Consider the following 12,160-nt stretch of genomic DNA (forward strand, 5'->3'; position numbering starts at 1 on the left):
GCCGCCACCATCAAAGGAGATGAACGTGCCCCTGTCACCCCATCGTCATCCGCTTCGCCGGATCGCGGTCGGCACCATCGCGACCGCCGCCGCCATCCTGGCGCTCGCCGGATGCAGCGCTGCCGGTGCATCCGGCGACGGCAAGACCGAGATCACCCTCTCGATGCAGAACCCGGATGTGGAGTCCGCCGATCCCGCCACCTGGGCGATCGTCGAGGCGTTCGAAGAGGCCAACCCCGACATCACCGTCACGGTGAGTGGCGAGGCGGTGTCGGAGCACCTGCAGAAGCTCTCGATCGCTGCGCAGAGCGACACGCTGCCCGACATCTTCTGGGTGTACAAGTCGACGGCCGAAGACATGCAGGAGGCCGGCAAGCTCCTCGACCTCGCCCCGGTGCTCGACGAGCTCGGACTCACCGATGCGTTCCCCGAGAGCACGGTCGCGAACTTCTCCAACGGCGACGTCATCTACGGCGTCCCGTATCAGGGACTCCTGACCGGCCTCTGGTACAACTCGAAGATCCTGAGCGACAACGGGCTCGAGGTGCCGGTCACCTTCGACGACCTGCTCCACGTCGCCGAGACGCTCAGCGTCAAGGGCATCACGACGATCTCGAACGGGGCGAACCAGTCGTCGTTCAGCGTGTGGAGCTTCCTTGTCGACCTCGATCGCTTCGGCTACGAGGAGAAGATCGATGGGATCCTCGACGGCTCGGTGAAGTACGACAACCCCGACTTCCTCCGCCTCTACGAGCACATCGCCGAACTCCGCGACGCGGGCGCCTTCGCCTCGAACGTCTCCACCCAGACCTATCAGCAGGCGGTCGACCAGTTCACGAGCGGCAACGCCGCGATGCTCGACGCCGGCGTCTGGGCATCCAGCGCCATCCAGGACTCGGCGATCGCGCCCGACGCCGGATTCTGGACCGGCCCGCAGTTCGATGACGGGGTCGGCGAGCAGAACATCGTCATGAACGTGGCATCCGCCCCGTTCGCGGTGAGTGCGAAGGTGGCCGGAGACGAACAGAAGCTCGAGGCCGTGAAGAAGTTCCTCGACTTCTACTACGGCGACGAAGCCCAGCAGATCCTCGTCGACAACGGACAGCCGCCGGTGACGACGTATGAGCCCGTCGTCGACGCTCAGGCGCAGAGCGCCCTCAAGGCGGCGCTCGACGCATCCACCGCCGACGGGGTGACCAGCCCGCAGTCGCAGCCCGACCTGCTCGTGTCGACTCCGGTCGCGAATGCGATGTACGACAGCATCTACGGCGTGATCCAGAACCAGCTCACGCCCAAGCAGGCCCTCGAACTGGTGCAGAAGGCGCTCGACGCCGAGTAGTGGACGAACGGGGCCGGCCGGCCGCCCTGCGGTCGGCCCCGTTCCGTTCCAACCAGGGAACCACGGTGGTTCTCGATGAACAGGAGAGTTGCATCCATGATCTGGGTGAGTTCCCGCTGGAAGATCCTCCTCATGGTGGCGCCGGCGTTGATCGTCTTCACAGGCTTCGTCATCTACCCGGTGGTGTACTCGCTGGGCTTCAGCTTCACGAAGTTCCAGGGCTTCGGGGCGCCCGAGTGGATCGGCTTCGACAACTACGCCGCGCTCGCGGTCGACCCGTTCTTCTGGCAGGCGCTGCAGAACACGATCGTGATCCTGGTCGTGAGCCTCGCGATCCTCATCCCCGCGTCGTTCGGGCTCGCGCTGCTGCTGCGGCGCCGCATCGCCGGCGGCGGCACGCTTCGGGCGCTCGTGTTCGGGCCGGCGATCATCGCGCCGATCCTCGTCGGCCTCATCTGGGTCTTCATCCTCGACCCGAAGATCGGCCTGCTGAATCGAGTGCTCGGCTTCTTCGGCGCTGCGCCGGTGCAATGGATCGGCGGCGATACGCTGACGCCCTACGCGGTGTCGCTCGTCTTCATCTGGAGCAGCATCGGCTTCGCGATGACGATCTTCTACGCGGGGCTGCAGCTCCTGCCGTCGGATGTCATGGAGGCCAGCGCCATCGACGGGGCGACCGGATGGCAGCAGCTCCGTCACATCACGGTGCCCATGATGCGCGAGACCTTCGCCATCGTCACCATCCTCATGATCACCAACGTGTTCAAGATCTTCGAGCTCGTCTTCATGCTCACCGGCGGTGGGCCGGTGCACCGCTCCGAGACGCTCGTGAGCTACATGTACTTCGTCACCTTCACCAACCAGCAATACGGCTACGGCATGGCCCTCGCCGTCATCATCACCGTTCTCGGCGCGGTCGTCTCGGCCGGCTACCTCGTCGTCTCCCGTGGAAGGAAGCAGCCGGCATGAGCGCACAACTGATGGACACGGGGCTCGAGCCGATCTCGGAGATCGCCCTCGCCGGGGCGCCCGCGCAGCTGCCTCGGCGTCGTCGCGGGCGCACGGCCGCGATCGTCGTGGGCGTGGCCGCCTACCTCGTGACGTTCCTCATCGTGCTGCCGATCCTCTGGATCGTGCTGCTGTCGTTCCAGCCCAGCGGCAACATCCTCTCCAACCCGTTCTCGTTCGACCACCTGACGTTCGACAACTACGTGCGGGCGATCACGTCGCTTCCGCTCCTCCAGATGTACGGCAACACGATCCTGATCGCGGTCGTCTCGGTCACGGTCGGCACGGCGATCTCGTTCATGGCCGCCTTCGCCCTGACGCGGATGATCTTCCGGCGCCGTCGTACGCAGTCGGCGCTCCGGTTCTACCTGCTCGCAGGCCTCGCCGTGCCCGTGTACATCCTGCTCTTCCCCGTGTATCGCCTCGACCTCGCGCTCGGCATCTTCGGCACCTACGCGGCGCTGATCCTGCCCTACGTCGCGGTCTCGATCCCGTTCAACACGCTCCTGCTCACCGGCTTCCTCCGCGAGTTCCCCGGCGAGATCGAGGAGGCGGCGATCATCGACGGCGCCGGGCTCTGGCGGTTGTGCACGTCGGTCGTGCTGCCGCTCATGCGACCCGTGATCGCGACGATCCTCATCTTCAACGTCGTCTACGTCTTCAACGAGTTCCCGTTCGCGTCGATCCTCATCAACGACCCCAGCATGGTCACCGTCTCCCTCGCGGTGTCGCGATTCCAGGGCCAGTACACCGTCGACTACGGCGGGATGATGGCGTCGGCGACGCTCGTGCTCCTGCCGCAGCTCGTCATCTACGCGATCTTCCAGCGCCACGTGATCGCCGGCATGACGGTCGGTGCAGTGAAGGGGTGATGGCCTACGCCGAGCGCGCAGCGCTCAGTGCGGGCTCGACGAGTCGGCTCCAACCGCCCCCGCGTTCGATCGAGAGCCGGCCTGCGGGGTCGACGGCGATCGGGAACGGGTCGCTGAGACCGCCGATGAATGGCCCGTCGTCGACGAACTGGAGGAACGCGAGGAAGACGTGCTCGCCCTCGAACGTGCGCACCACTCGTCCCGCGTAGAGCTCCCCGCGCGGGTCACCGCTGAAGAAGTCGCGTGACTCGAGCGTGAACGGCCCGGACGCCGTGTCGCCCACGAGGTAATGGGTGCCGCACAGCGCGACGCCGTCGGAGATGCGTGCTGCGCTGTGCGCCCATTCGTAGGCCGAGAAGAACAGGTACCACCGGTCGCCGATGCGTTCGAGCTGCGGCACCTCCATGTGACCGAACTCCCCCGGCGTTGCGACGGGCGGCAACACCTCCCAGTCGTCGAGGGTGCGCGAGCGGGCGAGGCCGATCGCACCACGCGAGTCCACCGCGCCGTCGCGCACTCTCGCGGTGATGAGCATGCGGTACTCGCCCGTCGCCTCGTCGAAGTACACCCACGGGTCGCGCCAGGTGAGGTCGAACCACACGTCGAGATCGAGTTCCTCGTACCAGCGCGGATCCACTTCGAGCACGAAGGCGTCCTTGGTCCAGTGGTGCAAGTCGGTGCTCGTCGCGCGTCCGATTCGCTGCACGAGTCCGTCCTCGGCGCGATTCACGCCGGTGTAGTACATCTGCCAACCACCGGCGACGCGGATGACGCTGCCGGTCCAGGTCGCGAGGTCGTCCCATTCCCCCGGCGCACCGGGACCGAGCGCCTCGCCGATGAACTCCCAGTCGCGCAGGTCGGTTGAGACCGCGTGGCCGATCCGTGCGTTCTGGTGTCGGAGCTCTGGGTCGCCGAGCGAGATCGGCGCCATGAGGAAGTAGAGGTGGTAGCGCTCGCCGGCCTCCATGAGCCAGAAGTCCCAGGTCCAGTGGTCGGGGAGGATGAGCATGTCAGTCGGCCTTTCGTGGTCGGTATGCGGGGTGGAGTTCGTAGGCGGAGCAGGAGATGAGCCGGGCGCCGCGGGCAAGTCGCAGTCGCAGGTCGCGAGCGTCGGCGCTCACCGGGTAGGCGCGCGAGGTCAGTGACACCCGGTCGTCGACGTACAGCTCGACCATCGAGCCGTCGACGAGCAGGCGGGCGTGCACCGTCGGCGATGCAGGGTGACGGATGCTGCGCCGCCCTTCGGTGTGTTCCGGTCGAAGGCTGCTCCGCGACCGGTCGATCCAGACCTCGGTGCCCGAGACCCCGAGCAGCGTCGTCTCGGATCCATCGGCGCTGCGCAGCACCTCGATCTCGAAGCCCGCGCCGTCGACCTCGAGTTCGAGCTCGAAGTGCCGGCCGTGAAGGAGAGCGGATGCGTCATCCGCTCGCTTCCGGGCATCGATGATCGATCGATCGAGGGCGATCGGGCGCTCGCGCAGCAGGCGGAGCTCGGCGACGGGTCGCACGGCGAGCGTGCCGTCGTCGTGCAGGCCGAGTTCGAGCGGGAAGCCCGCGTTGTGCGCCCAGCCGGTCGCGGCGAACTCGGCGAGGCTACGTGTGTCCTGCGCGATGGTCCAGAGGATCGAACGCCCGTCGTCGAGTACCGTGCCGCTCGGGCCCGTGAGATGGCCGCCGCCGTCGAACTCCCGCGGGTCGGGGTCGTCGGGCGTGAAGCGCCTGGCGGCGGCATCCCAGACCCCGATCCAGTGCCAGACGTGCTGGAGGTGGTGCTCGCTGTCGCCCGCCCACCACGGCGCCACGAAGAGGGCGTGCCGAAGCGTGCCGTCGGCGCCGTTCCCCACGGGCAGCAGCACGGGAAGCTCCCACATCACGCCCGTCGCCGGGAACCCGTCGACATCGCCGACGAGCAGCGGTTCCTGCTGCTCCCAGTGGTCGCCGTCACGCGAGTGGAAGAGCAAGGCCGCCCCGCCGCGGCCCTCAAGGCCCGCGCCGACGAGGAGGAACCAGTCGTCGCCCTCGCGCCACACGAACGGATCGCGGAACTGGCCGGTGACGAGCGCCTCGTCGTGGCCCGGCACCGACGCGGGCATCTCGAGCACTGGGTTCTCGTCGACGACCCAGCCGACGCCATCGGGGCGCGCGACCACGACCGACTGGTCGGGACGCCGCCCGAAGTCACCCGCCGTGAAGTACAGCAGATGCTCGCCCCCGGGCGCGACGACCGAGCTGCCGCTCCAGATGCCGTCGGGCGCGACGGTCTCGGCCGCCGGTGCGATCGCGATGGCCGAATCCTCCCAGTGCACGAGATCGCGGCTCACCGCGTGGCCCCAGGCGATGTGCCCCCAGTACGGCCCGCCGGGGTTGTGCTGGGAGAAGAGGTGGTGCACGCCGTCCGCGTGCAGCGCGGCGTGCGGTTCGTTCATCCAGCCCTGCGGCGCCGAGACGTGGGCGATCGGGCGGTGCGGGTCGCTCGCATAACGGGCGCGATCGGGTGCGGTGTCGGCCGCGGCATCCGCGATGGCGCCTGCAGCATTGGTCACGGATGCCGCGGATGCCGCGGCCGGCCGGATCCGCATCGGCCCGAGCAGGCCGATCGCCGCAGCGAGCGGGAACAGGCCTTCGAGCAGCTCACCGTCACGCAAGCGGCCAAGGAGGATCCGGGCGGGAAGACGGATGTCGCCCGCCGGCACCTCGAAGGCACCGACAGGTTCGCCGCCGAGGCGGAGCTCAGCGCGACCATTGCTGATGGACAACGCGAGATAGTTCCACGCGTCGAGCGCGAGCCGTCGGGAACCGGCGAGCACGCGCCCATCGACCAGGGCCGCGATGCGACCTGCTCGATCGTGGCCGAGCGCGAAGCCGGCGTGCCGCTGCGGCACCGACTCCGACTCCGGCTCCGAGGCATCGACGATCGCGGTGAAACCCCGAGCACCGCCCGGCGCGAAGGCGCGGGGCGCGAACCACGCCTCGACCGTTACGACAGCTTCGGTGGAGGGCGCGCGGTGAAGCTCCACCGCACTCGACCAGCCGTCGAGGAACATCGCCCAGCTGTCGGCGACGGGCCCGCTCCGGGGATCGAGCAGCGTTGCGCGCTGCGCCGCCGACGCCGAGCAGAGCATGACGGCATCGGAGCCGGCGCGATCGACGGCGCGCACGGGGTTCCCCTCGAACACGACGTCGATGAGGGGTGTCATGACCCGGCCTCCGGAGAGGCCGGGTGCGGCCTGGTCGACCGCACCCGGTGCTCCGCTCATGTCGCGTCGACGAACCGGTCGTACCCGGCCTGGTAGATCTCGACGAGACGATCGAGGCCCATGGACTCGAGCTGTGAGACATAGCCGTCCCAGGCTTCCTCGACCCCGCCCGAGCTGATCCACTCCGCTCGCTTCTGTTCGACGAGCGCCGTGATGTCAGGCTCGATCGAACCGATCTCCTCGAGTTCCTCCACGGAGAAGAACACCGAGGGATAGTTCTCGGGTTCCGCGTAGGGGAGGTAGTGCTCCTCGAGATCCTGCAGGCGCTTCAGGGCTCGCGGTTCAGGAAGGACGACGTTCTCGAAGTCCTCGCGAGTGAGCACGTGCGGAGCTCCTGAGCCGAGTGCGACCTGCTGGCGCAGCTCGCCGGCGTTGACACCCGCGGGAAGCGGCGCCTGCTCGAGTACCTCATCGGCGTTCTCCACGAGGGTCTCGCCGATCGGCCCATAGGAGACCTGCGCCGCCAGGGTCGGCTCGTAGAGCCGATCGATGTAACGCATCGTGGCCGACGGATACTTGTTGGCGCTCGTGATGGCGAACGCGTTCCGGCCGAAATCGGCGAGGTTGGATCGACCGACGAGCTTGCCCTCGACGCCCTCGAGCACGGGCAGCAGGGCGTAGTCGTCGGCACGGTCGGTGCCGACGACCTCCTCGGTCTCCCACCAGACATACGAGCCGAGCACGGGCGTCTCGGTCTTGCCCTTCGCGAGATACGTCTTGTCGTCTTGCGTGAAGGACTCAGGATCGATGAGCCCCTCCTCGTACCACTCGTGCAGCGTCGCGATCGCGTCGCGGTAGCGCTCATCCGCACCCGTGTAGATCACTTCGCCGTCGCGGACGATGCGGTGGTCGGCGTTGTCGGCGATGCCGCCGAGCGCGGCGAAGAGGTCCGCGATGTCGGCGCACCACCAGTCGTTGATGAAGCTCAGCGGGATCTCGTCGGCCTTGCCGTTCCCGTTCGGGTCCTGTGTCTTGAAGGCCACGAGGGCGTCGTGGTACTCGTCGACGGTCGTGGGCATCGGCAGGCCGAGCGCGTCGAGCCACGATGTGTTGATCGACCAGAAGAAGGGCACGGCGGCCAGTCCGAGCTCCTCGGCGTTCGGGAGCGCGTAGATGTGACCGTCAGAGGCGGTCACCGCCGCCTCCAGCTCGGGCCGCTCCTCGAACACGGCCTGCAGGTTGGGCGCGTACTTCTCGATGAGTCCCTCGAGCGGGATGAGGGTGCCGTTCGTGCCGTAGCGCACGAGCTCCTCATCGGTGAACCTGGAGTTGATGAACGCGTCGGGCAGGTCGTTCGAGGCGAGCAGGAGGTTGCGCTTCTGGGAGTAGACCTCGGGAGCGAGCAGGTTCCACTCGACCTCGATGTTGGTGTCCTCCTGCCACTGCTGCACGAGCGCCAACTCGTTGTAGTCGGGCGTGAGGGAGGCCTTCTCCCCTGCGATCGACAGGGTGAGCGGCTTGTCCACGATGGGAAGGCCGGTCTCATTGAAGCCGAACGCGCTCGACTCGTCGTCGAGTGCGGCATCCGGAGTGCTGCCGCAGCCGCTCAGTACCAGAGACAGGATCGCGGATGCCGCGACGGCGGCTCCGAGGCGGGCGTTGCCGCCGCGGGTGTTGCGTGGTCTCACGGGAGTTCCTTTCTGCTCCGGGTCGCTGCATTGCGGCCCGGGTCGGGGGTTCAGCGGTTTGGTGGGAGATGCCGTCAGTTCTTGACGGCGCCGAGCAGCGCTCCCTGTGTGAAGAAGCGCTGCAGGAACGGGACCATGAGCAGCAGCGGGACGCTGGCGAACACGATGGCCGAGTACTTGAGGAGCTCGGCGAGGCGTTGCGCCGCCTCGTAGCTGGCGAGGTCGCCGCTCAGGTTCGAACTGCCCGAGAGGTCGGACTGCACGAGGATGTTGCGGAGCACGAGCTGGAGCGGGTACAGGTCGGGGTTGTTGAGGTAGATCAGGGCGTCGAAGAAGCCGTTCCAGTTCCAGATCAGGTGGATGACGATCATGAGCGCGATGAGCGGCTTGGAGAGCGGCACCGCGATGCGGAAGAAGAACCGGAAGTCGCTCGCCCCGTCCATCTGTGCTGCCTCCCGGATCTCGTCGGGCAGGCTCGATTCGAAGAACGCCCGCGCGATGACGACGTTCCAGACGGCGACGGCACCCGGGAGGATCATGGCGCCGACGGTGTCGAGGAGGCCGAGGTCACCCACGACGAGGTATCTCGGGATGATGCCGCCGTCGAAGAAGAGCGTGACGACGAGGAGGAAGGTGATCGTCTTCCGCCCCGGCAGGTCCCGACGCGAGAGCACGTAGCCGGCCGAGACCACGAGCGCGACGCTCAGTGCCGTCGCCAGCCCCGTGTAGAGCAGCGAGTTGCCGAGTCCGCGCCACACCGTGGCATCCGTCAGCAGGCGGGCATAGCCGTCGAGCGTGAAGCCCACCGGCCAGAACCACACCTGCCCCTCGTAGACCCGGGCGGGCTCGCTCACCGACGCGATCACGATGAAGTAGATCGGGTAGATCACGGCGATGAGGGCGAAGCCGAGGATCGTCATCGCGAACGCGTTGAAGAGCGGATCGGCGAGGCGCCGCCGGAATGCCGTGCCGCGCGGGGTGACGGGCGGACGCATGAGCTGGGTCGTCATCGGAACTCCTACCAGAGGCTGGATTGACGGGCCCGACGTGCGACCTGGTTGAAGGTCAGCAGGAGGGCGAGATTGAGAACGGAGTTGAACAGGCCGATGGCGGAGGCGTAACTGAACTGCGCCTGCTGAAGGCCGACCTCGTAGGTGTAGGTCTGGATGACCTGCGACGCGGCGACATTGAGATCGGTCTGCATGAGCAGCGCCTTCTCGAAGCCGAGGTTCAGCAGGTTGCCGACGGCGAGGATGAAGAGCACCGAGATGACCGGTGCGATACCCGGCAGGTCGATGTGCCAGACCCTGCGCAGCTTGCTCGCGCCGTCGACCTTCGCCGCATCGTGCAGCGCGGGATCGATGCCCGCAAGGGCGGCGAGGTAGACGACCATGTTGAAGCCCGCCTCCTGCCACACCGAGCTCGCGACGTAGACGGGCCGGAACCACTCGGCCGAGCCCATGAAGAAAATCGGTTCGCCGCCGAACAGCCCGATTGCGTTGTTGATCAGACCGGCTCTCGGCGACAGCAGGATGAAGAGGATGCCGACGACGACGACCGTCGAGATGAACGTCGGCGCGTAGAGCACGTTCTGCACGAAGCGGCGGAACCTGCCCTGTGCGAGTTGATTCACGAGCAGCGCGAGGAGGATCGGGATCGGGAACACGAACGCGAGGTTCATGATCGCGAGCAACAACGTGTTCGAGACGACCGTGCCGAACTGGTACGACGAGAAGAACCGCACGAAGTGGTCGACGCCGGCCCATGGGCTCTCGGTGAAGCCGCCCGCCGGCGTGTAGTCGCGGAAGGCGATCTGGACGCCGTACATCGGCCAGTACTTGAAGACCAGGAAGTAGACCAGTGTCGGAGCTAGTAGTACGTATAACTGCCACGCGCGGAGCACACGGATCGTGCGCGATTTCCGCCGAGCCGGCGCGGATCGACGCTGCTGCGGGTCGGATGACGACCCCTGATGCGGCGAGTCCGCGGCCGTCACCGGCTGCGCCTGAACGACGGTGTCAGCCACGGTGCGCTCCTCTCGGTGCGGCGACTGAGTCGCGCGTGATGATCGGGCACCCGATGCGCTCGGGGCCGTCGGCCTGCACGACGTCGTCGAGCAGGATGTCGACGGCGCGGCGACCCATCGCGACGAACGGCAGCTCGAGGGTGGTGAGTGCGGGACGAAGGAACGGTGCGAGCGTCTCCTGGTTGTCGAAGCCCACGATCGAGACATCGTCGGGCACCCGCAGCCCGAGGGATTCGAGCGCCTGATAAGCGCCCCAGGCGGTTCGGTCGTTGGCGCAGAAGATCGCGGTCGGCGGAGCGGCGAGCGACATCAGTGCAAGCGTGTGGTCGTAGCCGGCCTGCGGGTTGCCGTCGCTCTCGCGCACCAGCTCGGGCTCGACGGCGGCTCCGGCATCCTCGAGTGCGCGCCGATACCCCTCGTATCGCTCGACCGCGGCGGGAAGCCCGGAGGCCAGCGTCTCGATGTTGATCATGGCGATGCGTCGGTGCCCGGCGTCGAGGAGCGCCTCGGCCGCCTGGCGACCACCGCCGCGTTCGTCGGGCACGACCGCTCGAGCCCGTCCGCTCGCATCCTCGGAGTTCAGCACGACCGTGGGCACATCTGCGAGCGACTCGGGGACGTGCAGCTTGCGGTGGTACATCGACGCGTAGACGATGCCCGCGACGCGATGCGAGAGGAGCGAGTCGATCGCTGCCGCCTCGATGCGCGGGTCTCCGCCGGTGTTCACCGTGAGCAGCAGCATGCCGTCGTCCCAGGCGCGAGCTTGCGCACCCTCGACGATGCGGCCGGCGAACGGCGAGCTCGCCACGACGTCGCCGACGAAGCCGATGAGGCCGGCGGTTCCGTCGCGGAGCGTCTTGGCTGCAGCATTGGGCCGGTAGCCGAGCTCATCGACGGCGTCGAGCACCCGGCGGCGCGTCGACTCCGCGACTCGCGAGCCGCCTGACCGGTTCAGCACGAGCGACACGGTCGCCTGCGAGACACCGGCAGCGGCCGCGACCTGATGCATCGTGACGGTGGGGGGGCGACGCTGGACCATGGCTCTCCATCGAGGTGATCGGAAGTTATACGTATAACATCGTGCGGGATCGACGATACCTCATCCGGTGACGCGATCGCAACACACTGTGACACGGCAATCGCCGCGCATCCTCAGATCCCTCCCGACCCGATTCGCTGCGCGGCGTCCGTGACCTCGGTGACGATCGCGGCGAGGGCGTCAGCAGCATCCTCCTGCACGTTGTGGCCCGTTGGCAGCCTGCGCACAACGACGGTCGGTGCCCGGTGCGCAAGCTCGCGGAGGAGGGCGGGCGTGATGAGCCCATGCTCCCCTGCCACTAGCGTGACCGGCACCGTCACCTGCTCGAGCGCACCCCAGAGGTCGCGGTAGTCGCCGCGGAACACCGCAGTGGGATCCACCTTCGCCCAGTGGTACTTCCACTCCACGCGGCCGTCGTCGCGGACGCGGATGTTCGATTCGACCGACCGCCTGATGGCCTCCCGCGACGGCCCGAACCCGAACGCGATCGCGCGATCCACAATCGCCTCGAGCGACGGGTAGTCGGCGGGGCCGTCCATGAAGTCCCGGGCCTGTACCGGGATCCCGGCGAAGTCGTCTGGTCCGAAGGGGAGCGCCTCGACGAGCACGAGGGCGTTCACGAGGTCGGGTCGGAGCCGCTGCAGTACGATGGCGGTCAGCCCGCCCAGTGAGTGGCCGACGAGTACCGCTGGGGCGCTGAGCAGTGTGTCGAGCGCAGCAGCGATCGCGATCGCGTTCGTCGCAGGCGAGTAGTCGACGTCGTCGCGCCACGACGAGTCCCCGTGGCCCGGAAGGTCGAGGGCGATCGCCGCGCCGGCGAAGTGCTCGAGGAGCGGATCCCACGTGTGGGCGTTGAGTCCGGCACCGTGGAGGAACACCGCGGTCGGCCCGGCGGTCGGCCCGGCGCGCCGGAACCCGGCGATCTCCCCCGCGGGAATTCCGACCCGCAGCGGCTGCTCGCCGTCTTGGTCGAGCTCGATTCCCATGCCAT

At 67.7% G+C, this 12,160-nt stretch carries 10 protein-coding genes; 3 read left to right on the plus strand and 7 right to left on the minus strand.

What is annotated here, in order from left to right:
- The first annotated feature begins 25 nt into the window (after nucleotides 1-25).
- From QFZ29_RS14375 to QFZ29_RS14385, 3 genes are all read left to right on the plus strand, one after another.
- The gene (locus tag QFZ29_RS14375; protein WP_306894727.1) at nucleotides 26-1,339 is read left to right on the plus strand and encodes an ABC transporter substrate-binding protein; all 1,314 of its coding nucleotides are present in this window, start codon (nucleotides 26-28) and stop codon (nucleotides 1,337-1,339) included.
- Nucleotides 1,340-1,435: 96 nt separating this feature from the next.
- Complete coding sequence (locus QFZ29_RS14380) at nucleotides 1,436-2,308, plus strand: carbohydrate ABC transporter permease (protein WP_306894728.1); 873 nt, start codon at nucleotides 1,436-1,438, stop codon at nucleotides 2,306-2,308.
- A complete protein-coding gene (locus QFZ29_RS14385) occupies nucleotides 2,305-3,219 on the plus strand; it encodes a carbohydrate ABC transporter permease (protein ID WP_306894729.1) in 915 nt (304 codons plus the stop codon). Before QFZ29_RS14380 ends, QFZ29_RS14385 begins: the two co-directional genes overlap by 4 nt.
- Before the next feature lie 4 nt (nucleotides 3,220-3,223).
- Here QFZ29_RS14385 and QFZ29_RS14390 read toward each other — a convergent pair whose 3' ends face one another.
- From QFZ29_RS14390 to QFZ29_RS14420, 7 genes are all read right to left on the minus strand, one after another.
- On the minus strand, nucleotides 3,224-4,228 hold the full coding sequence (locus QFZ29_RS14390) for a glycosyl hydrolase family 32 (protein WP_306894730.1): 1,005 nt from the start codon (nucleotides 4,226-4,228) through the stop codon (nucleotides 3,224-3,226).
- A 1-nt stretch (nucleotide 4,229) separates the two neighbouring features.
- A complete protein-coding gene (locus QFZ29_RS14395) occupies nucleotides 4,230-6,476 on the minus strand; it encodes a GH32 C-terminal domain-containing protein (protein WP_306894731.1) in 2,247 nt (748 codons plus the stop codon).
- Complete coding sequence (locus QFZ29_RS14400) at nucleotides 6,473-8,104, minus strand: ABC transporter substrate-binding protein (protein ID WP_306894732.1); 1,632 nt, start codon at nucleotides 8,102-8,104, stop codon at nucleotides 6,473-6,475. Before QFZ29_RS14400 ends, QFZ29_RS14395 begins: the two co-directional genes overlap by 4 nt.
- Before the next feature lie 74 nt (nucleotides 8,105-8,178).
- Nucleotides 8,179-9,114 (minus strand): carbohydrate ABC transporter permease, encoded by a 936-nt coding sequence (locus QFZ29_RS14405; RefSeq protein ID WP_306894733.1) that lies wholly within the window; start codon nucleotides 9,112-9,114, stop codon nucleotides 8,179-8,181.
- Nucleotides 9,115-9,122: 8 nt separating this feature from the next.
- A complete protein-coding gene (locus tag QFZ29_RS14410) occupies nucleotides 9,123-10,130 on the minus strand; it encodes an ABC transporter permease (protein WP_306894734.1) in 1,008 nt (335 codons plus the stop codon).
- A complete protein-coding gene (locus QFZ29_RS14415) occupies nucleotides 10,123-11,169 on the minus strand; it encodes a LacI family DNA-binding transcriptional regulator (protein ID WP_306894735.1) in 1,047 nt (348 codons plus the stop codon). The genes QFZ29_RS14410 and QFZ29_RS14415 overlap by 8 nt, the downstream gene beginning before the upstream one ends.
- 113 nt (nucleotides 11,170-11,282) lie before the next feature.
- Nucleotides 11,283-12,155: an alpha/beta fold hydrolase gene (locus QFZ29_RS14420; protein WP_306894736.1), complete on the minus strand. Its 873-nt coding sequence runs from the start codon at nucleotides 12,153-12,155 to the stop codon at nucleotides 11,283-11,285.
- Between the last annotated feature and the right edge of the window lie 5 nt (nucleotides 12,156-12,160).

Origin of the sequence: Agromyces albus (assembly GCF_030815405.1) — a bacterium.
Lineage (GTDB): Bacteria > Actinomycetota > Actinomycetes > Actinomycetales > Microbacteriaceae > Agromyces > Agromyces albus_A.